The 20,251-nt window shown below is 64.9% G+C and carries 25 protein-coding genes; 18 read left to right on the top strand and 7 right to left on the bottom strand.

Annotated features, from left to right (window positions below; genetic code table 11):
* Positions 1 to 179 precede the first annotated feature (179 nt).
* Together WHT83_RS22675 and WHT83_RS22680 are read left to right on the top strand one after the other, a co-directional pair.
* Entirely contained in the window at positions 180 to 854 is a 675-nt protein-coding gene (locus tag WHT83_RS22675) for a TetR/AcrR family transcriptional regulator (protein ID WP_108607160.1), read from the top strand.
* Positions 851 to 1,882, top strand: a complete 1,032-nt coding sequence (locus tag WHT83_RS22680) for a histone deacetylase family protein (RefSeq protein WP_406872465.1) — start codon at positions 851 to 853, stop codon at positions 1,880 to 1,882. The genes WHT83_RS22675 and WHT83_RS22680 overlap by 4 nt, the downstream gene beginning before the upstream one ends.
* A 4-nt stretch (positions 1,883 to 1,886) precedes the next feature.
* On the opposite strand, the gene WHT83_RS22685 is transcribed toward WHT83_RS22680, so the two are convergent.
* The gene (locus WHT83_RS22685) at positions 1,887 to 3,071 is read right to left on the bottom strand and encodes a TMEM43 family protein (protein WP_406872466.1); all 1,185 of its coding nucleotides are present in this window, start codon (positions 3,069 to 3,071) and stop codon (positions 1,887 to 1,889) included.
* A 408-nt stretch (positions 3,072 to 3,479) separates the two neighbouring features.
* On the opposite strand from WHT83_RS22685, the gene WHT83_RS22690 reads away from it, so the two are divergent.
* Both WHT83_RS22690 and WHT83_RS22695 read left to right on the top strand, forming a co-directional pair.
* The gene (locus WHT83_RS22690; protein WP_406874042.1) at positions 3,480 to 4,181 is read left to right on the top strand and encodes a LuxR C-terminal-related transcriptional regulator; all 702 of its coding nucleotides are present in this window, start codon (positions 3,480 to 3,482) and stop codon (positions 4,179 to 4,181) included.
* The gene (locus WHT83_RS22695; protein ID WP_406872467.1) at positions 4,178 to 4,933 is read left to right on the top strand and encodes a helix-turn-helix transcriptional regulator; all 756 of its coding nucleotides are present in this window, start codon (positions 4,178 to 4,180) and stop codon (positions 4,931 to 4,933) included. Before WHT83_RS22690 ends, WHT83_RS22695 begins: the two co-directional genes overlap by 4 nt.
* A gap of 36 nt (positions 4,934 to 4,969) precedes the next feature.
* On the opposite strand, the gene WHT83_RS22700 is transcribed toward WHT83_RS22695, so the two are convergent.
* Genes WHT83_RS22700 through motA form a run of 6 tightly spaced genes read right to left on the bottom strand, consistent with a single transcriptional unit; the run spans position 4,970 to position 9,855 of the window.
* On the bottom strand, positions 4,970 to 5,410 hold the full coding sequence (locus tag WHT83_RS22700; protein ID WP_183264277.1) for a hypothetical protein: 441 nt from the start codon (positions 5,408 to 5,410) through the stop codon (positions 4,970 to 4,972).
* A complete protein-coding gene (gene flhB / locus WHT83_RS22705) occupies positions 5,407 to 6,486 on the bottom strand; it encodes a flagellar biosynthesis protein FlhB (protein WP_108607155.1) in 1,080 nt (359 codons plus the stop codon). The genes WHT83_RS22700 and flhB overlap by 4 nt, the downstream gene beginning before the upstream one ends.
* Positions 6,487 to 6,509: 23 nt before the next feature.
* Positions 6,510 to 7,520: a flagellar motor switch protein FliG gene (locus WHT83_RS22710; RefSeq protein WP_108607154.1), complete on the bottom strand. Its 1,011-nt coding sequence runs from the start codon at positions 7,518 to 7,520 to the stop codon at positions 6,510 to 6,512.
* Between the two features lie 43 nt (positions 7,521 to 7,563).
* On the bottom strand, positions 7,564 to 7,956 hold the full coding sequence (gene fliN / locus WHT83_RS22715) for a flagellar motor switch protein FliN (RefSeq protein ID WP_406872468.1): 393 nt from the start codon (positions 7,954 to 7,956) through the stop codon (positions 7,564 to 7,566).
* 57 nt (positions 7,957 to 8,013) lie between these two features.
* On the bottom strand, positions 8,014 to 8,943 hold the full coding sequence (locus WHT83_RS22720) for a FliM/FliN family flagellar motor switch protein (RefSeq protein ID WP_108607152.1): 930 nt from the start codon (positions 8,941 to 8,943) through the stop codon (positions 8,014 to 8,016).
* Positions 8,944 to 8,979: 36 nt separating this feature from the next.
* Positions 8,980 to 9,855 carry a flagellar motor stator protein MotA gene (gene motA / locus WHT83_RS22725; RefSeq protein ID WP_108609765.1) on the bottom strand — a complete coding sequence of 292 codons (876 nt, stop codon included), beginning with the start codon at positions 9,853 to 9,855 and terminating at the stop codon, positions 8,980 to 8,982.
* Between the two features lie 152 nt (positions 9,856 to 10,007).
* Here motA and WHT83_RS22730 point away from each other — a divergent pair, with 152 nt between their 5' ends.
* The 14 genes from WHT83_RS22730 to fliP all read left to right on the top strand — a co-directional run bounded on the left by WHT83_RS22730 (position 10,008) and on the right by fliP (position 20,147).
* Positions 10,008 to 11,129 (top strand): DUF1217 domain-containing protein, encoded by a 1,122-nt coding sequence (locus WHT83_RS22730; protein ID WP_406872469.1) that lies wholly within the window; start codon positions 10,008 to 10,010, stop codon positions 11,127 to 11,129.
* Positions 11,130 to 11,136: 7 nt separating this feature from the next.
* The gene (gene flgF / locus WHT83_RS22735; protein ID WP_108607151.1) at positions 11,137 to 11,859 is read left to right on the top strand and encodes a flagellar basal-body rod protein FlgF; all 723 of its coding nucleotides are present in this window, start codon (positions 11,137 to 11,139) and stop codon (positions 11,857 to 11,859) included.
* 78 nt (positions 11,860 to 11,937) lie between these two features.
* Positions 11,938 to 13,260 carry a flagellar protein export ATPase FliI gene (fliI, locus tag WHT83_RS22740; protein WP_245439821.1) on the top strand — a complete coding sequence of 441 codons (1,323 nt, stop codon included), beginning with the start codon at positions 11,938 to 11,940 and terminating at the stop codon, positions 13,258 to 13,260.
* Positions 13,244 to 13,873 carry a hypothetical protein gene (locus tag WHT83_RS22745; protein ID WP_108607149.1) on the top strand — a complete coding sequence of 210 codons (630 nt, stop codon included), beginning with the start codon at positions 13,244 to 13,246 and terminating at the stop codon, positions 13,871 to 13,873. Before fliI ends, WHT83_RS22745 begins: the two co-directional genes overlap by 17 nt.
* 79 nt (positions 13,874 to 13,952) lie before the next feature.
* Entirely contained in the window at positions 13,953 to 14,333 is a 381-nt protein-coding gene (gene flgB, locus WHT83_RS22750; RefSeq protein ID WP_108607148.1) for a flagellar basal body rod protein FlgB, read from the top strand.
* 4 nt (positions 14,334 to 14,337) lie between these two features.
* On the top strand, positions 14,338 to 14,757 hold the full coding sequence (gene flgC, locus WHT83_RS22755) for a flagellar basal body rod protein FlgC (protein ID WP_055980239.1): 420 nt from the start codon (positions 14,338 to 14,340) through the stop codon (positions 14,755 to 14,757).
* Positions 14,754 to 15,065 (top strand): flagellar hook-basal body complex protein FliE, encoded by a 312-nt coding sequence (locus tag WHT83_RS22760; RefSeq protein WP_108607147.1) that lies wholly within the window; start codon positions 14,754 to 14,756, stop codon positions 15,063 to 15,065. Before flgC ends, WHT83_RS22760 begins: the two co-directional genes overlap by 4 nt.
* Before the next feature lie 11 nt (positions 15,066 to 15,076).
* Positions 15,077 to 15,865: a flagellar basal-body rod protein FlgG gene (gene flgG / locus WHT83_RS22765; protein ID WP_108607146.1), complete on the top strand. Its 789-nt coding sequence runs from the start codon at positions 15,077 to 15,079 to the stop codon at positions 15,863 to 15,865.
* Between the two features lie 59 nt (positions 15,866 to 15,924).
* Positions 15,925 to 16,344, top strand: a complete 420-nt coding sequence (gene flgA, locus WHT83_RS22770) for a flagellar basal body P-ring formation chaperone FlgA (RefSeq protein ID WP_318764185.1) — start codon at positions 15,925 to 15,927, stop codon at positions 16,342 to 16,344.
* 173 nt (positions 16,345 to 16,517) lie between these two features.
* Positions 16,518 to 17,597 (top strand): flagellar basal body P-ring protein FlgI, encoded by a 1,080-nt coding sequence (gene flgI, locus WHT83_RS22775; protein ID WP_404801276.1) that lies wholly within the window; start codon positions 16,518 to 16,520, stop codon positions 17,595 to 17,597.
* A gap of 3 nt (positions 17,598 to 17,600) precedes the next feature.
* Complete coding sequence (locus WHT83_RS22780; RefSeq protein WP_318763862.1) at positions 17,601 to 18,206, top strand: MotE family protein; 606 nt, start codon at positions 17,601 to 17,603, stop codon at positions 18,204 to 18,206.
* Positions 18,203 to 18,907, top strand: coding sequence for a flagellar basal body L-ring protein FlgH (gene flgH / locus WHT83_RS22785; protein ID WP_108607143.1), 705 nt, complete (start codon positions 18,203 to 18,205; stop codon positions 18,905 to 18,907). The genes WHT83_RS22780 and flgH overlap by 4 nt, the downstream gene beginning before the upstream one ends.
* A gap of 8 nt (positions 18,908 to 18,915) precedes the next feature.
* On the top strand, positions 18,916 to 19,419 hold the full coding sequence (locus WHT83_RS22790) for a flagellar basal body-associated FliL family protein (RefSeq protein ID WP_406872470.1): 504 nt from the start codon (positions 18,916 to 18,918) through the stop codon (positions 19,417 to 19,419).
* A complete protein-coding gene (gene fliP, locus WHT83_RS22795) occupies positions 19,416 to 20,147 on the top strand; it encodes a flagellar type III secretion system pore protein FliP (RefSeq protein ID WP_108607141.1) in 732 nt (243 codons plus the stop codon). Before WHT83_RS22790 ends, fliP begins: the two co-directional genes overlap by 4 nt.
* Positions 20,148 to 20,251: the final 104 nt, after the last annotated feature.

Consider the following 20,251-nt stretch of genomic DNA (forward strand, 5'->3'; position numbering starts at 1 on the left):
GACTGGAAGGCTGAAGCCGATCCGCTGACCCCAGGAATTCCTCGCGTTTCCCTGAAGACAGCAACGCGAAAAAATGCGACTAATTATTCGCGTTTGTCAATATGCGGGATTTTTCGGATGCGTTGTGGAGGACGCCCCCGTGTATGATGCGCGCGCCTAGGGAGCGAGAAGATCATTCCGTGAATCGCAGTCTCAACTGGAAAACCAGGACAGCGCTGAAACCGCGCAAGCAGCCGCGACAGGAACGCTCGAGCAAGGTGGTCGACCGGATTCTCGATGCCGCTCTGATTCTCACCAGGGAACAGGGGACCAAGACCCCGACGACGCTCGCCATTGCGCAGCGCGCCGGCTTGTCCGTCGGTTCGGTCTATCAGTACTTCCCCAACAAGGAAGCCATTCTTCTGGACCTCGCCCGGCGCTGGCTCGCAGCCTTTCCCGAGGTGATCGCCAGGCGCATCAACGCCCCTCGCCCCACCAGCCACGAGACTTTTCAGCAGGAAGTCGACAAGCTCTTCATCGACACCTCCAGACTCTATCTCGACAACGCCAACCTGATGCCGGTCATCGAGGCCATCACCGGCAACCCCGACCTGAGACCCATCCAGAACGAATACGACGACCAGATCATCGCCCTCTACGCGGCCTGGCTGCAGCATGTGAACCCCGCACTTGAGGACCAGGTCGCCAGTCGGCTGGGCGTGGTGATGATGGAAGTCGGTCACGTCTGCCGGCTCGTCGGGCTCAAGCGGGACCGCAAGGCGTTCGATCTCATCCAGGACGACGTCAAGACCATGTGGCTCGCACTGGTCATCCCCTATCTCGACCTCGACCAGAACAAGGAAGGATTTTCATGAAGACAGTCTTTTCGCCGCTCCACGCCGGCCACGGCGGCCAGATGGAGCTTGTCGCCGGTGCCATCGTGCCCGGCTTCGAGAAGCCCTCGCGGGCCGAGATCATCAGAAAGCGGGTCGAAAGCGAGAAGCTCGGCCCGATCCTGGCGCCCGAAATACATGACCTCACCGCTGCAAAGCGCGTGCACGCCGCCGACTACATCGACTTCCTGCCGACCGTCTGGCCGCAGTGGGAAGCCGCCGGCAAGTCGGGTTCGGCGATACCCTTCGCCTGGCCGACGCGCGGTCTTCGTGGCGATGTGCCCCCGCGCAACATCGAGGCGCTGCTCGGCTTTTATTCCTTCGACGGCGGCGCGAGCTTCGTGAAGGGTACCTGGGACGCCATCAAGTCGTCCTATGACGTCGCGCTGACCGCAGCCCAACTGGTCAAGGCTGGCGAACGCGCTGCCTTCGCGCTCTGCCGCCCGCCGGGCCACCACGCCGGTGCCGCCTTCATGGGCGGCTATTGCTTCATCAACAACGCCGCCGTCGCCGCGCAGTGGTTCCGTGATCAGGGCGCGACGCGCGTCGCCGTTCTCGACGTCGACTATCACCACGGAAACGGCACGCAGGAAATCTTCTACGATCGTCCCGACATCCAGGTCATCAACCTGCATGGCGACCCGATGACCGAGTACCCGTTCTTCCTCGGCCACGCCGACGAGCGCGGCGCGGGCGCAGGCGAAGGCTTCAACCTCAACTACCCCCTGCCTTTCGGCACCTCGTGGGCAAAGTGGAACGAAGCACTCGAGGATGCCTGCCAGAAGCTCGCCGCCTATGCGCCGGACGTCGTTGTCGTCTCGCTCGGCGTCGACACCTTCGAGAAGGATCCGATCAGCCAGTTCAAGCTGACCAGCGCCGACTATCCAAAGATCGGCGCTCGCATCGCCAGGCTCGGCCTGCCCAGCCTGTTCGTCATGGAAGGCGGCTACGCCGTCGACGAGATCGGCATCAATGCCGTCGGCGTGCTCACCGGATTCGAGGGCGGCTGACCGTTCAGGCCGTCGCGCCCGCCTGTGGCGGCGCGGCGGCCAACCTACGGCGTCCGAACCGCGTCAGCAGCAGGGCGACCGCCAATCCAGCCACGGCGATGCCGATTGCCAGCAGCGGCCTGTACCAGAACCACGCCACCGCGATCGTCGCCGTTCCCACCAGCAGCGCCAGCACGAACGCGATCAGCCCCGTGCCCATGCGCACGATCGAGCCGACGAACGGGATCACGTCGGCCAGCACGCCAAGCGGCGCCAGCAACAGCCCGAAGCCGAGCGCCAGGAGCAGCAGGCAGCCTGCGCGCACCAGCCAGGTGACGATCGTGTTGACGCTCACCGCCTCGGCAAACATCTTCTCCGCCGGCACCCTGCCGGTGTCGACCATCAGCAGTTCGTCGCCGGCCACCGTCTGGTAGGGCGAAAACCGGTCGCCGGTCTGGCGCCCGATGACGCTGATCTCGCCCAGCGGAACCAGCTGGTAGCCGATGCGGTAGTCGCCGATGCCAGGCGAGGTCGGATTGGCGCCGATGAAGATGCGTCCATCGACAATGCTGACGCGCTCCGTGCCGGAATAGGCTGCGGTGATGTCGGCAAGCTGGCTTGGTGTGATCGTCAGCGGATCGGTGTCGCCGATGCGGTCGAGCATCGGCTCGTCGAGTGTGAACGCGCCGAGCTTGCCTTCATGGATCTGGAAAGACCGCGAGCCGAGCTCCATCGACGGGTTCTGGTGGTTGGCCGGCTGCTTGAACTCCGCCGAGGCGATCGGCCGGTCCTGCCACTCCTTGGCATAGCTGTAGGTGGTGACCGTCTCTTCGCCGCCGCCAAGCTTCGTGTTCGTCTCCGACTTGGAGTTCTCGACCCACTGGAACATCTCGACATTGCGCACCAGGCGCACGCCTTTGGCCTCGATCGCAAAATCCGGATCGCCGACCCCCTCCGAAGAGGTCAGCGGGCCCGTGGTGTGCACCAGCTCGCCTTCGTTGACCGCATCGACCTTGTCGACGGGCACCGACACCACGGCACCCGCACCCTCGGCGAGCGAGCGCGCCGTGGTCACCGCCCGGCCCTCGTTCCAGAACAGCACGGCCACCATCGCGACGGCCAGGATCAGGCCGACCAGCACGCCGCCGACCGCGCGCTTGATCCGCCCGAACCAGGACACGCTGGTCACTTCACGAAATTGGTCGCTCATTGCATTCCCCTGCCGCAGTGGACGCAGCGTTAAGCCGAATGCCCCGACCGATCAATGGCGATTTTCGACCGCGCTTCCCCAGCGTTTGACGGGCCTTCGGTACCGCCCTGAGTCTGCCGGAGGACTCTGAATTAACTTTTTGTCAATTCTGTTTGCGGAGCGATTCGCGAGGGGTTAGATTGAACCCGAATCAGCCGGTCCTCGGGGGGCGCGGCGAACCACCAACTCTCTGAAATGCCGGGAACTTTCCCGGTGGAGAGCGCGTCAGGCTTCGCGCGACCAGCACGGATTCGGCCGATGGGTACCTCAGGTGTCCGCGTCGCGTTTTTTCGCCCAAGTGAAGTGTTTTTCGACCCGGTTCAGGCACCAGCCTTTTCCGGCCTCAAATGGATTCTGGCCAAGTACCGCATGACCGCCCTCGCAGCCCGCAACGAACAGACGACCGTCGCAGCAAGGCTCGCATCGCGCAGCGATCTCACCGCCTTTTTCATGAACATGACCGACGAGATCGGTGCCGACGGCTACATGCTCGTCGCGATTCCCCAGGACCAGGACCGCGACAATCTCCAGATCATCGCCTCGAACTGGATCTACGACGCCATCCAGATCGCCGGCCACGCCCTTATCGCCGGGCTTGCCCAGAGCCCCTTCGCCAGCGCCCCGGGCGTCCGCCCGCAGAGCCTGATTGCCGCGCAGGCTCCCGCCGTCCTGGGCGGAGAGGAAGCCCGCCTGCTCGACGTCCTCGGCCATGCCGAGATTTTCGCCCTCAGGCTGCATGTCGGCCGCCAGCGCCTGTTCGTGCTGTTCTCCGCCGCCGAGTCCGGCCGCATCGATCCCGCCGCGATGCCGCGCACCCAGCTCGAATGCTGCTATGCGCTGTCCCAGGCACCGGCCATCCTGGCCGCAGCGACGATGCGGGACCCACTCTCCGACCGCGAGCGCGAGTGCCTGTTCTGGGTGTCCGAGGGCAAGACCACCGATGAAGTCGCGCTGATCCTTGGCGTCTCATCGAACACGGTCAACAGCTACATCACGCATGCGATCCAGAAACTGTCGGCCTCAAATCGCGCCATGGCGATTGCGACCGCGATCAGGAGCGGCATCATTTGAGCTACGCCCAGTCAAGGCAGCCTGGCCGCGCACTCGACCTCAGGCAGGACGTTTCGGCCGCTGGTCGTCCACCCAGCCAGCATGCCGTCACCCTTGCCGACGCTGCCAAGCGTTGCCGATGGATAGCGATCGATCTCGGCGCGCGCGACTTCGCGCTCTGCCTTGCCGGCTCGTCCGCCGACAGCAGCCGGCTGACGCCTGTCTTCGATTCCGACTATCCCAGCACCATGTCCGCGGCCCGACTGCTCGGCGGCGGCATAGGCGAACATCTGATGCGCCACATCAGGCAGTCGACGGCGCCCTGCTGGTGGGCCGACGATGCCGGCGCCGAGGCTGCCTTTTCGCAGCTCGTCTGGACGAGCCGGATCGAGCCCCTGGCGCAGAGCGGCCGCGGCATCGCCTTCCCCGTCTATACCGACGCCGGTCAGGCGGGACTTCTGATCTTCGCCGGTCCCGATCTGGCACCCAGCCCGCATTCGCTGCACGACCTGCACGGCCGCTGCTTTGCGCTATTCGGCGCGGTTGCCAGCCTCGCTCCCGGCCGCTCGTCCGACATGCCGGCAATGTCGCGCCGCGAGATCGAATGCCTGAAGCTCACCTCGCGCGGCTACACCAGCGAAGAGATAGCCAAGCTGCTCAAGCTGTCGGTCCACACCGCCAACCAGTACCTCACCCAGACGACGCAGAAGCTCAATGCGGTCAACCGCATGCATGCGGTCGCCAAGGCCCTGCGCATGGGCTTGATCGACTAGGCTGTATCGAGAACCAGGTCAGGCAGCACCTGAATCCTAGGCCGCCTCGGCCCGCGGTTCCGCACCTCGGATCATCGCGTGCTGGATGGCGGCGGCGAGATATTCGGTGTTCTTCTCGGGCTCCAGGTCGGGCTTTTCGAACGACACGTAGTGCACCTCGACCGAGGCGTTGTTGGCCGTCATCGACAGCTGGAAATAGACCACCGCCCCTTCCGGCCTGAGTTCGAGGTCGAGCACGATGCGCGGCGCGCCGGTCCAGCTGACATGCGCCTCGCCGCCAAGCCCGAGCCGCAATGCGCCCGGCATGAAATAGAGCTCCGCCGCGGAGTCGACGAGATCGGCCACGTTGCCGAAATGCTCCATCCGAATGAAGGCGATGTAGTCGGCAATGTCGATGAGGCGCAATTCGCGCACCACCGGCTGGATAGCTGTTGCGACAAGGACTTCTCGGGACAAAGCATGCGTCTGGTTTTTCATGGCTGATTGCGCTGGGCCCTGTTTCCGTAAACGATCCGCACCAACTCGGCGACGGCCTGGTAGAACTGAGGTGGAATGACACTATCCACCGAAACTTGCTTGTACATGGAGCGTGCGAGCGCCACGTCCTCGAACACCGGGACGCCGTTCTGCTCGGCAATCTCGCGGATCTTCAACGCCACCAGGTCCTGCCCCTTGGCGAGCACGACCGGGGCCGCATTCTCGTCGCGGACATAGCGCAGCGCGATGGCGAAGTGGGTCGGGTTGGCGATGACCAGCGTCGCCTTCGGCACCGCCGTCATCATCCGCTGGCGGGCACGGTCGCGGGCGATCGAGCGCAGCCGCGACTTGACGATAGGATCGCCTTCCGACTGCTTCAGCTCGTCCTTGACCTCCTGCTTGGTCATGCGCTGTTCCTGGAACCAGTGGAAACGCGACCAGACGAAGTCGGCAACGGCGATCGCGCCCATGACGAAGACGATCGCCACCAGGATATCGACGGCGATGTTGCGGATGACGCTGCCATAGGCAACCGGATTGGTGATCATGCCGGTCAGCAGCACGCGCAGGTCGTCCGAAAGCACGAAGATCAGCACGATGATCGCGAAACCGAGCTTGCCCAGCGATTTCAGGAATTCGACGAACCCCTGCACGCCGAACATGCGCTTCCAACCCTGGGTCAGCGAGATCCGCGAGGCCTGCGGCCGGACGCGTTCGCCAATGAATTGCGGGACGTTCTGCACCAGCGACGCCCCGACGCCGGCCACCACCAGCATCAGGAACAGGCTGGCGATTGCCCGGCCGACCTCGACTGCCACCGCCTGGTAGAGCTCGACGACATCGCGTTCGGTGCCGAGCGGCCAGGCTTCCGGCTTTTCCAGGAAGTTCGACAGGAAGACGCCGAGTTCGGCCACCGAATTGCTGGCGAAGAACACGGTGTAGACGAGGATCGCCAGGAACGACGTGAAGATCGCCACTTCCTTGGAGGCGGGCAGTTTGCCCTTCTCCATCGTGTCGCGGATTTTCTTCTCTGTCGGTTCTTCTGTTTTGGAGTCTTTGTCCTCGCCGTCCGCCATCGCTCAGGAACCCTGGCGCGAATTCAGGCGGCGTTCTGCGCCGACGGCAATTCGAGGAGACCCTCGTTCGCCATGCGCAAAGCGGTGGAAGCAATGGTCTTGCGGGCGCGCAGGATCTCCGCCGGCTGGACGCCTTCCGAGCCCTGGCTGAGTTCGGATTCGATCATGCGCCGCGTGCGCGCGCCGATCGACGAAAGCACTGCTTCGGCAAGCGGCAGCGCCGTGCCGCGCAGGGCAAGGGTAATCAGTTCGCTCGACAGGCCGTCGAACAGCGCCACGCGCGCCTTCTGCGACATGACAGGAACATCGTCGAACGAGAACAGCCGGGCGCGGATGGCATCGAGGTCGGCCATGCCGACCTCGCGCAGGTCGTTCATCACTTCCTCGAGCTGCGACTTGTCGAGTTCGTTGAGCACGCTGGCGACGCGCGTCTGGCCGGCCGAAGTATCCTTCTGGGCGCTTTCGGTCAGCACGCGGTTGCGGATTTGGTCCTCCACCAGCTTGGTCGCGGCCGGGGGCACGCTCGCCAGTTCCATCATCCGCTTGATGATTTCGCTGCGCAGGGGCTTGTCCAGCGTCAGCACCACGCTTGCGGCATAGGTCGGGACAAGGTTGGAGAGGATCATCGCCGCCGTCTGCGGATGTTCGTTGGAAAGGAAGGTGCCGATCTGCGCCGGCTCCAGCTTTTCGAGCTGCGGCCAGACCGGCGGCGTCGTGTCCTTCTTGGCGGCGGGCTCGTCCTTGCCCATCAGCGCGCTCATTTCTTCGGGCGACAGCGACTCGTTGAGGATCGTGTCCATCTTGTCGGCGGAATCGAGCAGGCCCGCGCCCTCGGTGAACTCGGCCTCGAACTCGGCGACGATCCGTTCGAGGTCGGCCTGCGGAATGGTGCGCAGCAGCCGTGCGCCTTCGATCAGCGCCTTGAGCTCGTCCTGCTTGAAGAACTTGAGCAGCCGGCTCGCCGACGGCTTGCCCATCGCCACCAGAATGGCCGCCGCCTTCTGCGGCCGCGTCAGCGTCGCCAGCAATGTCATGCGGAGGCCTTTCTCGAAGCAGTGGAAAGCACGGTCGGGCTCCTCAGGCGCTCTTGGTTGCCGCGACGATCTCGGTCAGCCGGATGCCGAAGCGCGACGGGTCGCTTTCGAGCACGGTGATCTCGCCGCGCGCGATGCGGCGGCCGTTGACCACCACGTCGACCGGTTCGCCGATGCGGCGGTCGAGCGCCACGGTCGAACCCTTCTGTAGAGTCATCAGGTCGGACACCGGCATCTCCGTGCTGCCGAGCACGATCTGCACCTCGACCGGAATGTCGAAGATGACGCTGTTGCCGGCGGCGGCGGGAGCGGCGCCTGGGCGCTTCTCTTCCTCGCTCAGCACGCCGCGCAGTTCTTCGATGGCGCGGTTGAGCTGGTCGTCCTCGGCTTCGATTTCAGGCTTTTCGACCTCGGGCCTGGGCTGCGCCTTGCTCATCGGTGTTCTCCAGTTCTGTCGTTCACGGTGCCGGGCGCTGCTTGGCAGCGCATCGCCTCAACCCGCGACGATCCCTTCAATTGTTTCTTCGGTGGCATCGAACGGACGCCTGATGCGGACGGTGTAGTTCTGGCCGAGCTTGCCGAATTCGCACGCAAACAGTGACTTGCCGCGCGCCGAGATCACGGCATTGGATTGGGTGTTTTCGGCGAGTTCGATGACCTGCCCCAACTCGAGCACGGAGAGATCGCCAAGGGTCATGCGTCCGAGCGGCATCGACGCCTCGAGCCGGACGGTCGAGCGCATCAGCTCGTCGGAGAAGCGCGAGCTCCATTCCGTGGCCGGCGCGGACTCCGCCTCGCTCTTGTCGCGGCGATCCTCGACCAGCACGCGTTGCGGCAGCGTCAGGGTCAGCGTCCCGCGAGACACCGCCGTCGAGACCGACAGCACGACGCGCGCCGAAGGCCCGTCGCGGAACACGTGCTTCTTCATCACCGTGCTGGTAATCGCTTCCGGCACCGGCAGCTTAACACCAAGGCCGCCATTGGCGCCCTGCGCATTCATCGCCCGTGCCACGTCCTGGATGAGCAGCGAAACGACACCGAGTTCGATCGACGACAGCTCGCGCTCGATGGCTGCGACTTCGCGGTCCGGATCGCCGCCGAACATGACATTGACGAGGATCGCGATCGCCTGCGGGTCGAACGTCATCACCAGCCCGTCCGGCGACGTTCGGGTCGCCGCCACGCACATGGCCTGGTTGTTCTTGCCGGCCTTGGCATCGGCCATGCGGCCGAGCTTGACCTCGGCGACTTCAACGAAGATCGGCGACGGCAGCACCTCGTTGACGGCGGCGGCAATCGCTGTCGCCGAACGTTCCGCCAGGCGGCGGGCGGCGGCATGCACCTTGGCTGGCTCGCCGGTGTCGCCCAGCAGGCGCTCGATGACGAGGTCGCGCGGTTCCGCCGGGCTTGCGGTGGTATTCATGACTGGCGATGCCCTTTGTCAGCGTCCCGCATTGGCTCAGGCCGCCTTCTTTTCGAGATTGCCCGTGTTCAGCGTGCTCTGCTCCACCGCGTCGATCGACGGGCGGTCGTAGGACGAGATCGTCTTGCGGCCGAACTCGATCGCCACCTGCGGCAGCGAGCCGTTCATGTAGGCCAGCAGCGTCTGCTTCACGACGATGTAGAGGCGGTTCTTTTTCTCGCGCACCGTCTTGATCTTGGTGGCGATCGGCGCGACCACGGCATAAGACAGGAAGATGCCGAGGAAGGTGCCGACGAGTGCGGCACCGATCAGGCCGCCGAGGATCTCGGGAGACTGGTCGAGGGCGCCCATCGCCTTCACGACGCCGAGCACCGCAGCAACGATACCCAGCGCCGGCAGGCCGTCACCGACAGCGATCAGCGCGTGATAAGACTTGAGCTTATCGGCGCGGATGGTCTGGATTTCCTCGTCCATCAGCGCTTCGATCTCATGCGAGCGCGCATTGCCGATGATGATGATGCGGCAGTAGTCGCAGATGAAATGCGTCAGGTCGTAATTCTTCAGCACCGAAGGAAATGCCTGGAAGATCGCCGACTCGTCGGGGTTGTCGATATGCGCTTCAACCTCGGAACGCGTCTTGGTGCGCAGCTCGCGCATCAGCGAGTGCAGCACGCCGAGCGTCTCGAGATAGTCCTGTTCTTTCGGCACCTGCTGCTTGAGCGCCTCGACCATCGCCTTGCCGGTGTCCTTCACCGTGGCCATCGGGTTGGCGACGAGGAACGTTCCGAGCGCCGCACCGCCGATAATGACGAGTTCCCACGGCTGCATCAGGACGTTGAGGTGTCCGCCCATCGCCATGAAGCCGCCAAGCACGCAGCCCAGCGTCACGACGAGTCCGATCAGAATACCCACAAGCCGGTCCTTCCGCATTCAAAGCACTATGCATGCACAGATAGCGGCTGTGCCTTGTGTGAGGCTTGAAGGGACGACGCGAAAACGATTCAGCCTCGCGCAAGCATTTGAGCGTAGCCTTCCCAGTCTATCCTGCGGCGGAAGGGCGTGTCGTGCTCAATACCTATACAAGCTACCAGCTGATCGCGAGAGACATCGGCAAGGCTCTCGAACGCGTGGAAAAGCAGCCCATCATCGAGCGCGAGACCGAATATTACCTCAAGAACATCACCAAGGTGAAAACCATTGATGAGTTCGTCAAGAACGACCGGCTGTTCAAATATGCCATGAAGGCCCACGGCCTGCAGGACATGGCCTATGCCAAGGCGTTCATGGTCAAGGCGCTGAAGGAAGGCGTCGCCGACAAGGACAGCTTCGCCAACAAGCTGACCGACAAGCGCTACGCCGAATTCGTCAAGAGCTTCAACTTCGCCGAGCTCGGCGAACGCGCCACGGTCTTCAACAAGGCCCAGCAGGGCGCCGTCGACAAATACCTGCTGCGGGTCGGGATGGACGGCGGCGATCCCAAATCGGAAGCCGTCCAGAAGGAAGTGAAGTACTACCTCGACAACATCGTCAAGGTGACGTCGGCCAAGGATCTGATGGCCGACACCAGGCTCTACGCCTTCGCGATGAGATCCTTCGGCATCGAAGCCTCCATCCCCAACAAGGAGATGATGGAGAAGGTCCTGGCCGGCGGTGTTCGCGATCCCAAAAGCTACGCCAACGAGATGGCGGACAAGCGCTACGCCGCCTTCGCCACCGCCTTCAACTTCGAGGCCCATGGCGCCGATGCCACAACCATCAATCCTTCCCAGCAACCGGCAACCGACAAGTTCCTGCGCCAGACGCTGGAAGAGGACGCGGGCAGGGACAACGAAGGCGTCCGGTTGGCGCTCTATTTCGAACGCAAGGCATCCTCCATCGGCAGCTTCTACGACGTGCTCGCCGACCCCGCTCTGGCCAAGGTCGTGCGCACCGCGCTCGGCTTGCCAGAAGCCTTTGCCTCGGCCGACATCGACCGCCAGGTCAAGCTGTTCGAAGAGAAGCTGAAGATCACGGACTTCTCCAACCCCAAGAAGCTCGGCGAATTCCTCAAGCGCTTCACCAGCCTTTGGGAGATCAACAACCCGTCGTCGCCGGTGCAGGCGTCAGTCGGCATCCTGTTCGGCATGCCGCCGGCTTACGGCATGTCGACCGACCTGATGTTCGCCATGCAGAAACTGAGGTTCTGAGGTCACCATGCAGAACAGTCTATACGTCGCCCTTTCCGCCCAGGTCGCGCAGGAAAAGCGCCTCAACACCATCGCCGACAACGTCGCCAATGCCTCGACCGTCGGCTTCCGCGCTACGGGGGTGAAGTTCGAGGATGTCGTCTCCGGCCTTGGCTCGAAATCGGTTTCCTTCGCTTCGGCCGGCGACACCTACCTTTCGACCCAGCATGGCGGCATGCGCGAAACCGGCAACCCGTTCGATTTTGCCATTCGCGGCGACGCCTGGTTCGGCATCGATACGCCGGCCGGCACCGTCATGACCCGTGACGGCCGCTTCACCATGACCCAGGACGGCCAGTTGGTCTCAGTCGAGGGCTACCCGGTGCTCGATGCCGGCGGCGCGCCGATGCAGCTCGACCCGCGTGCCGGACCGCCTACGGCCGGCGCCGACGGCTCGCTGCGCCAGGACGGTCGCCTGATCGGCGCCATCGGCCTCTACGAATTCAACCCCGGCGCCAATTTCGTCCGTTACGGCAATTCCGGCGTCGTGCCGCCGACAACGCCGGAGCCGGTGGTCGACCGCATGGAAGCCGGAATGGTCCAGGGTTTCGTCGAGGAGTCCAACGTCAATCCGATCAAGGAGATGACCAAGCTCATCATGGTGCAGCGTGCCTTCGAGAACACCGCAGCCCTGATACGCCAGACCGACGCCTCGTTCTCCGACGCCATCAAGACGCTCGGCTCGAAGTAAGTGAGCACCTCCCTGACCGCCATACGCACCGAGCCCCCGCTCGTGCACGACAACCGGCTGGAGGCGCTGGAGCGCATCATGCACCGCTTCGCCGACGACCGTCTGCTGGTCAGGCGTGGTGGCAGGGTGACCGAAATAGCGCCGACCCACTACAAGGTCGGCGGCCTGTCATCTAGCGCGCGCCTCGGCGACATCGTCGAGCATCGTGGCCAGGGCCGCAACCGCCGCGGCGAGATCGTCCAGATTGGTCGCGACGAGGTGCTGGTCGCCCCCTATGAGAGCAGCGGCGAGGTCGGCGTCGGCGACGCCATCTTCACCCGTGGGCCCATCGCAATCACCCCGCACCCGAGCTGGCGCGGCCGCGCCATCGACGCGCTCGGCCGCCCCATCGACAGCGGCGCGCCTCTGGTCCGCAATGCCAGGCAGGACGCTGCCGAAGCCGTGCCGCCGGCAGCGCTCGCCCGCCAGCGTGTCGAAACCGGCTTCATGACCGGCGTTCGCGTCATCGACATCTTCACCCCGCTCTGCTTGGGCCAGCGCATGGGCATCTTCGCCGGCTCCGGCGTCGGCAAGTCGACCTTGCTTGCCATGCTCGCCGGCGCCGACGCCTTCGACACGGTCGTCGTCGCCCTGATCGGCGAGCGCGGACGCGAAGTGCGCGAATTCCTCGAAGACACAATCGGCGTGGCCTCCATGGCCAAGACCGTCGCTGTCGTTGCCACCAGCGACGAGAGCGCCATGATGCGCCGCCGCGCGCCCGATACGGCGATGCGCGTCGCCGAGCATTTCCGCGACCGCGGCGACCGCGTGCTGCTGGTGCTGGATTCGATCACCCGCTTCGCCCACGCCCTGCGCGAGGTGGCGATCGGCGCGGGCGAGCCGCCGGTAGCGCGTGGCTATCCGGCCTCGGTCTTTACCGACCTGCCCAAGCTGCTCGAGCGCGCCGGTCCCGGCATGGAGGGCAAGGGCTCCATCACGGCGATCATCTCCGTCCTCGTCGACGGCGACGACCACAACGATCCGGTCGCCGATTCCGTCCGCGGCATCCTTGACGGCCACATCGTGCTCGACCGCTCGATCGCCGAACAGGGCCGCTATCCCCCGGTCAATCCGCTGTCGTCCATCTCGCGCCTTGCCGGCAAGGCCTGGACGCCGGAGCAGCGCCAGCTCGTCGGCAAGCTCAAGGCGATGATCTCGCGTTTCGAGGATACGCGCGACATCCGCCTGCTTGGCGCCTACCAGGCCGGCGCCGACCCCGAACTCGACCTGGCCGTACGCCAGGTTCCGGTGATCTACGAAGCGCTGGCACAATCGCCCGCCGACGGGCCGTCGCCTGACCCGTTCTCCGACCTCGCCAGCTATTTGAGAGCCAAGGAAAGACCCCATGTTCAGGCGGAATGACCCAGCGCGCGAGCTTCTGGACATCATCGAGGCGAAGGACAAGCCGCGTTCGCTGTTCCAGCGCCTGCGCCCGGCGGCCCCGATCAGGCCCATGACGCCGAAACGCAAGAAGCGCGACCGCAGCAGCGACTTCGTCGTTGCCTGCCTCGGCATCACGCTCGGCCTCACCTGCGCGCTGTTTCCCTGGTACATCTTCTTCAACCAGGAGAAGTTCGGCATCCGCGCCATGAAATTTTCAGGCGGCGGCCAGAACGAGCAGCCGATCCCGCTCGCCATGGGTCAGCAGCCCGAGCGCGTCGGCGCGCCGATGTCGGTCGAGGACATTCCGGCGATGAAGCTCGACCTCTTCGCCACCGGTTCGTTGCGCCGTGGCAAGGATGACGAGGTCGGCGTTCCCGGCGCTGCCGAACAGCCGTTTCCAGGCCCCAAGATCGACTTCACCCTTGTCCACGTCGCCAACGGCCGCGCCATGATCCAGGACAATGCCGGCCTCTGGGTCGTCCAGGCCGGCTCGGTCCTGCCGGATTCGAGCAAGGTCGCCTCGATCGAGCAGCGCAATGGCAAGTGGGTGCTGGTCACCTCGCGCGACGAGGTTCTCCAGGTCTCGCGCTGAGGCCCGATGCGCCGGCCCCCCGCGCAAGGCCCGCGCAAGACTGACCCAATAGTGTCCGGAAATCTGCTCGGAGATTTCCATGGAACCCGTCAATCTGTTCGATCTGGCCGCCCAGCAGGCACGCTGGCTCTCGGTGCGCCAGAACGCCATCGCCGGCAACGTCGCCAACGCCAACACCCCAGGCTATCGGACCAACGAGATCGAGCCGTTCGAGCGCGTGCTTGACCGTTCGCGGGTCGCCATGACGTCGACCCAGGCGGGCCATCTCACCGGCGGCGCCACCGAAGCGGGCTTTGCCGTGAAGCCGGAAGAGCCCAGGCACGCGGTGCTTCCCTCCGACAACACGGTGGCGATGGAAGACGAACTGATGAAGGCCGGCGAAGTCCGCCGCTCCTTCGAGCTCAACACGGCCATCGTCAAGGCGTTCCACCGCATGATCATGCTGAGCAGCAAGGGCTGATTGAATGGATCCGCTCGTCGCCGCCCTCAAGGTCGCCGGTTCCGGTCTCGGAGCCCAGTCCGAACGTCTCCGCATCGTCTCGGAAAACCTCGCCAACGCGCAATCGACCGGCAACACGCCCGGCGCCGAGCCCTATCGCCGCAAGACCGTCAGCTTCGCCGCCGAGCTCGACCGCGCGACCGGCGCCTCGACCGTCGAGATCGCCGCGATCGGCCACGACCAGTCAGCCTTCCCGCTGGAGTTCCAGCCGGGCAACGAAGCCGCCGACGCCAATGGCTACGTCAAGATGCCGAACGTCAATGTCATCATCGAGATGGCCGACATGACCGAGGCCAACCGTTCCTATGAAGCCAACCTGCAAGTCATCAAGCAGGCGCGCGATCTTATTTCCATGACCATTGATCTTATGAGGAGCCAGTCATGATCGGTGCCATCAGCCCGCTCGGCCAACAGATCCTGACCAAGCCGACGAGCGTCGTTCCCGACGCCGGCTCGACCGCGGCCGCAGGTGTCGCCTCGTCCTTCGCCGCGGCTCTTTCGGACGCCGCCGCCCAGACCCAGGCCACGCTGCGCCAGGCCGAGCAGTTGTCCATCGCCGGCCTCCAGGGCAAGGCCGACACCCGCGAGGTGGTCGACGCGGTGATGAGCGCCGAGCAGGCGCTTCAAGCAGCCATCGCCATCCGCGACAAGATCGTCACGGCCTATCTCGAAGTCAGCCGCATGGGCATCTGAGGAACATCCCGATGAAAGCACTGGCCATCGCTGCAACGGGCATGAATGCCCAGCAGACCAATCTCGAGGTGATCGCGAACAACATCGCGAACATCAACACGACCGGCTACAAGCGCGCCCGCGCCGAATTCTCCGACCTGCTCTACCAGGTCGACCGCATGCAGGGCGTGCCCAGCCGCGCCAACTCGTCGGTCGTGCCCGAAGGCGTCAGCATCGGCCTCGGCGTCAAGACCGCTGCCGTCCGCAACGTCCACATCCAGGGCGGCCTGACCAATACCGGCAACCAGTTCGACCTGGCGCTCACCGGCCGCGGCTGGTTCCAGATCGAGGGTGCCGACGGCCAGACGCTCTACACCCGCGCCGGCTCCTTCAACACCAATGCCACCGGCCAGCTCGTCACCGTCGACGGCTATGTCGTCAGCGGCGGCATCGCCATCCCGCCCGATGCGCTCGAAGTCATCGTCAACGACGCCGGCCAGGTCTTCTCCCGCCTCTCCAACCAGACGGCGCTGCAGCTCGAGGGTCAGTTGGATCTGGCCAACTTCGCCAACGAGGCAGGGCTCGCGCCGCTGGGCGACAATTTGTTCTCCGAGACTGAAGCTTCTGGTGCCGCCGTCACCGGCCTGCCGGGTAGCCCCGGCTTCGCCACCATCAAGCAGGGTTATCTCGAAAACTCCAACGTCGATCCGGTCAAGGAAATCACCGAGCTGATCTCTGCGCAGCGCGCCTATGAGATGAACTCCAAGATCATCCAGGCGGCAGATGAAATGGCTGCCGTCGTCTCCAAGAATATCCGGTGATTGTCATGCGGCGACGGAACGCCCTCCCACGGCTACGCGCGGCAGTGCTCGCCTTCGCCATGCTTGGCGGCACGGCACTGGCTGCCGAGCAGGAGGTCGTGCTCGTTCCCAACCGCGTCATCTATCCCGGCGAGACGATCATGCTGTCCGCGCTCAAGGAAATCACCCTCAGGCCGGGCAAGGTGCGGCCCGACGCGGTTGCCACCCTCCCCGACGAGCTCGACGGCAGGGTCGCCAAGCGCACGCTGCTGCCCGGTCGCTACGTTCCGGTGGCAGCGCTCCGCGAGGCCTGGCTGGTCGACCGCGGCTCTTCCGTCCAGGTCGTCTTCGCCGCTGCCGGGCTGATGATCTCCGCCGCTGCCGTCACGCTCGAGCCGGGTGCCGCCGGCGACGTCGTCAAGGTCCGCAACCTCGACAGCGGCAAGATCTTCACTGGTGTCGTCATGGCCGACGGCTCGATCCGCGTGGGTGCGTCATGATCCGCAGACTGGTGCTCGCGGCAATTGCTGTTCTTGGTCTGCAGGTGGCCCATGCCGACGGCCCCGACGGCGTCCCCGCATCGCAGCTCAAGGCACGCGGTGCCACGGCCGCGGGAGGTGGTGCGGTCGCCGAGCTCGGCGAGAACTTCGCCATGACCGGCGACGGCGGACGGATGACCACGCTCAACAGCGGCACCGGAGCCAACCTCGTCAATGTCCGCATCAAGGATGTCGCCTCGCTTCAGGAAGCCCGCGACAACCAGCTCGTCGGCTACGGTCTTGTCATCGGCTTGAACAGCTCGGGTGACAGCCTGCGCAATTCGCCGTTCACCGAGCAGTCGATCCGCGCCATGCTGGAAAACCTGGGCATCGCCTCCGAGGATGGCCGCGCCCGCGTTCGCAACGTCGCCGCCGTCATCGTCACCGCCAACCTGCCCGCCTTCGTCCAGGCCGGCGCGCGCATCGACGTCAACGTCTCGTCCCTCGGCGATGCCTCCTCGCTCGCCGGCGGCACGCTGGTCATGACCCCGCTCAAGGCTGCCGACGGCGAGATCTATGCCGTGGCGCAAGGCTCCATGCTCGTTGGCGGTTTCACTGCCCAGGGTGCGGCCGAGCAGGTCACCCAGGGCATTCCCACCGCTGGCCGGGTACCCAACGGCGCCATCGTCGAGCGCGAGGTCAAGGCTCGCTTCGGCGACGAGAACATGCTGACGCTGCAGCTCTTCAATCCGGACTTCTCGACCTCGGTGCGCATCGCCGACGCCATCAACGACTACGCCCGCCATCGCTTCGGCAAGCGTGTCGCCGGCGAGCAGGATTCGCGCACCGTCACCATCCGCAAGCCGGAGGGCATTTCGACGGCGCGCTTTTATGCCGAGTTGGAAAACCTGCTGGTCATGTCCGACACGCCTGCCCGCGTCGTCGTCGATGAGCGTACCGGCACCATCGTCATCGGCAACGAGGTCAAGATCGCGCGCGTCGCCATCAGCCACGGCACGCTGACCGTCCGCATCACCGAGCAGCCGCGCGTCGTCCAGCCCGAGCCGTTCTCGCGCGGCGAGACCGCCGTCGAGGATTTCACCGTCATCGACGCCGAGCGTCCCGGCTCCAAGCTGGCGATGCTCGAAGGCCCCGACCTGCAGACGTTGGTCGCCGGCCTCAACCGCCTCGGCGTCAAGCCGGACGGCATCATCGCAATCCTCCAGGGCATCAAGTCGGCCGGCGCGCTCCAGGCCGACCTGGTGGTGCAGTAAGCCATGGCCTTGATCCGACACTCCAGGACAACCAGCAGCCGCGCACTTGCAGCGGCAGTGCTTGCCATCGCGCTGTTCGGCAGTGCTTCCGCCCTTGCTGAGGAAGCCACGGGCGAAGCCGCTGCTGCTCCCGTCCAGGGCGTGCCCACCCGCGTCGTCGAGCGCGAAATCCCCACCGAGCAACCCGCCGGCGAGATGACCGCCGCGCTCGAGCCTAGCGAGGTCGAGCGTTTCTGCTCCAACATCGCCGACGCCGCCCGCGATCGCCGCTATGCCCTCCAGACGGAGGAGTTGAAGAAGCTTCAGGCCGAGGTCGACAAGCGCATCGCCCTGCTCGAAGAGCGCAAGACCGAGTACGAAACCTGGCTCAAGCGCCGCGAGGTCTTCCTCGCCCGCGCCGAGGAAGGCGTCGTCCAGATCTATTCGCGCATGAAGCCCGATGCCGCGGCCGAGCGCCTGGCCGTCATGCATGTCGATCTCGCCGCCGCCATCCTGATGAAGCTCGACGCCCGCAAGTCGAGCGTCATCCTCAACGAAATGGAAAGCAAGTCGGCCGCCGAGCTGACCCGCATCATGGCGAGCGCCGCCCGCCGGGAAGACCCCTCATGATCAGAAAAGCCCTCCTCGCGGCCATGCTCGCCAGCCTCGCCGGCTGCGCCACCGACCTCAAGGAAATCGGCAAGGAGCCGAAGATGTCGGCCGTCGGTTCCGGCATCGAGGATGGCAGCTCGACGATGTACCGCTATCCCGAGGCACCCTCGGCACCGCCCAAGCGTTTCTCGCTGTGGCAGGACAAGCAGAGCCGCATGTTCACCGATCCGCGCGCGCTTCAACCCGGCGACATCCTGACCGTCAAGATCGAGATCGACGACCGGGCCCGCTTCCAGAACGAGTCCGAGCGCAACCGCACCACCAACAGGACCATCGGGGCAGGCCTCGACATGGAATGGGATGGTGTCGGCACGGGCGGCTCGGCCGACGGCAGCGCCGGCTCCAAGTCGGTCTTCTCCGGCGACGGCGCCACCACGCGCTCGGAAAAGCTCAACCTGCTTGTCGCCGCCGTGGTCACCGAGGTTCTGCCCAACGGCAACATGATGATCCGTGGCTCGCAGGAAGTCCGCGTCAACGCCGAGCTGCGCGTGCTGACCATCGCCGGCATCGTGCGCCCGTCCGACATCGGCCCCGAAAACACCATTCCCTACGAGCGCATCGCCGAAGCACGCATCTCCTATGGCGGCCGCGGCCGTATCACCGAGGTCCAGCAGCCACCTTATGGCCAGCAGTTCCTCGACCAGGTTCTCCCCTTCTAGGTCAGGTCATGTCAGCGATCGAACAGACCCCCGCCCAGAAATCCGGCCCCTCGCTCGTCGTCCAGGTCGGCATCCTGCTGCTGATGACCGTTGCAGCCATCGGCATGGGCTGGCTCTCCGGCGGCTATCTCTACGGCGAAGCCAAGCCGGTCGAGCAGGCCGCAACCGAACAAGCCAAGCCCCACGCGGCGAAAGAGGCCACCGCCGACCATGCCGCGGCCGAAGGCGCCGGCACCCTGGTGCAACTGCCCGCCATCACCTCCAACCTCGCCGCCCCCGACAGCATGTGGGTGCGCCTCGAGCTTTCCCTGGTGCTCGACGCACCGCAGCCGCCGGACCTCGCCGAGCGCGTCCACCAGGACCTGCTCGCCTTCGTGCGTACGCTCCGGATCCATCAGGTCCAGGGCGCCAGCGCCTTGCGCCACCTCAAGACCGACCTCGACGAACGCGCCGCGATCCGCAGCGACGGCCACGTCAAGGAAGTGCTGATCAGGACGTTGCTGTTCGAATGAAAAAGCTCCTGGCCACCGCAGCCATCCTTGCCGGCACCGCCCTGCCCGCGAGCGCGCAGCAGCTCGACCTCGGCGCCATCGGCAATGCCGACGGCGCCACCATCGGCTACATCATCCAGATGTTCGGCCTGCTCACCGTGCTTTCGGTGGCGCCGGGCCTGCTGATCATGGTCACGAGCTTCACCCGCTTCGTCATCGCCTTCTCGATCCTGCGCACCGGCATCGGCCTGCAGTCGACGCCGGCCAACCTGATCCTGATTTCGCTGTCGCTGTTCATGACCTTCTACGTCATGTCGCCGACCTTCGATCAGGCCTGGAACAACGGCGTCAAGCCGCTGATGGACAACCAGATCACCCAGACCGAAGCCGTCGACCGCATCTCCGATCCGTTCCGCACCTTCATGATGCACAACGTCCGCGACAAGGACTTCAACCTGTTCGCCGACCTCGCCCGCGAGCGCGGCCAGACGGTATCGGAAGACAAGGTCGACCTGCGCATCCTGGTTCCGGCCTTCATGATCTCCGAGATCCGGCGCGGCTTCGAGATCGGCTTCCTGATCGTGCTGCCCTTCCTCGTCATCGACCTGATCGTCGCAACCATCACCATGGCCATGGGCATGATGATGCTGCCGCCAACCGTGGTCTCGCTGCCGTTCAAGATATTGTTCTTCGTCCTGATCGACGGCTGGAACCTGCTCGTCGGCAGTCTTGTGCGCTCGTTTACGTAGACCACCGCGCGTCTGAAGGACGCGCGCTGCCCTCGCCGGAACCGTCAGGAGACAACGCCCGCCTTTGCTGCGGGCGTTTCTTTGTTCGCTCGGAATATCAACAA

Source organism: Aminobacter sp. P9b (genome assembly GCF_045345995.1).
GTDB classification, from domain to species: domain Bacteria; phylum Pseudomonadota; class Alphaproteobacteria; order Rhizobiales; family Rhizobiaceae; genus Aminobacter; species Aminobacter niigataensis.

Bases quoted from the DNA above. Each gene is read 5' to 3' on its own strand.
- WHT83_RS22710 (WP_108607154.1), bottom strand. From the start codon at position 7,520: ATGACATTGCTGGCGACGCTGACGCGGCCGCAGAAGGCGGCGGCCATT.
- WHT83_RS22690 (WP_406874042.1), top strand. From the start codon at position 3,480: ATGACCGCCCTCGCAGCCCGCAACGAACAGACGACCGTCGCAGCAAGG.
- fliN (WP_406872468.1), bottom strand. From the start codon at position 7,956: ATGAGCAAGGCGCAGCCCAGGCCCGAGGTCGAAAAGCCTGAAATCGAA.
- WHT83_RS22745 (WP_108607149.1), top strand. From the start codon at position 13,244: ATGTTCAGGCGGAATGACCCAGCGCGCGAGCTTCTGGACATCATCGAG.
- WHT83_RS22760 (WP_108607147.1), top strand. From the start codon at position 14,754: ATGATCGGTGCCATCAGCCCGCTCGGCCAACAGATCCTGACCAAGCCG.
- flgC (WP_055980239.1), top strand. From the start codon at position 14,338: ATGGATCCGCTCGTCGCCGCCCTCAAGGTCGCCGGTTCCGGTCTCGGA.
- flgG (WP_108607146.1), top strand. From the start codon at position 15,077: ATGAAAGCACTGGCCATCGCTGCAACGGGCATGAATGCCCAGCAGACC.
- fliI (WP_245439821.1), top strand. From the start codon at position 11,938: ATGCACCGCTTCGCCGACGACCGTCTGCTGGTCAGGCGTGGTGGCAGG.
- WHT83_RS22720 (WP_108607152.1), bottom strand. From the start codon at position 8,943: ATGAATACCACCGCAAGCCCGGCGGAACCGCGCGACCTCGTCATCGAG.
- flgI (WP_404801276.1), top strand. From the start codon at position 16,518: ATGACCACGCTCAACAGCGGCACCGGAGCCAACCTCGTCAATGTCCGC.
- WHT83_RS22680 (WP_406872465.1), top strand. From the start codon at position 851: ATGAAGACAGTCTTTTCGCCGCTCCACGCCGGCCACGGCGGCCAGATG.
- WHT83_RS22700 (WP_183264277.1), bottom strand. From the start codon at position 5,410: ATGAAAAACCAGACGCATGCTTTGTCCCGAGAAGTCCTTGTCGCAACA.
- flgA (WP_318764185.1), top strand. From the start codon at position 15,925: ATGCTTGGCGGCACGGCACTGGCTGCCGAGCAGGAGGTCGTGCTCGTT.
- fliP (WP_108607141.1), top strand. From the start codon at position 19,416: ATGAAAAAGCTCCTGGCCACCGCAGCCATCCTTGCCGGCACCGCCCTG.
- WHT83_RS22780 (WP_318763862.1), top strand. From the start codon at position 17,601: ATGGCCTTGATCCGACACTCCAGGACAACCAGCAGCCGCGCACTTGCA.
- WHT83_RS22685 (WP_406872466.1), bottom strand. From the start codon at position 3,071: ATGAGCGACCAATTTCGTGAAGTGACCAGCGTGTCCTGGTTCGGGCGG.
- flgF (WP_108607151.1), top strand. From the start codon at position 11,137: ATGCAGAACAGTCTATACGTCGCCCTTTCCGCCCAGGTCGCGCAGGAA.
- flgB (WP_108607148.1), top strand. From the start codon at position 13,953: ATGGAACCCGTCAATCTGTTCGATCTGGCCGCCCAGCAGGCACGCTGG.
- flhB (WP_108607155.1), bottom strand. From the start codon at position 6,486: ATGGCGGACGGCGAGGACAAAGACTCCAAAACAGAAGAACCGACAGAG.
- flgH (WP_108607143.1), top strand. From the start codon at position 18,203: ATGATCAGAAAAGCCCTCCTCGCGGCCATGCTCGCCAGCCTCGCCGGC.
- WHT83_RS22790 (WP_406872470.1), top strand. From the start codon at position 18,916: ATGTCAGCGATCGAACAGACCCCCGCCCAGAAATCCGGCCCCTCGCTC.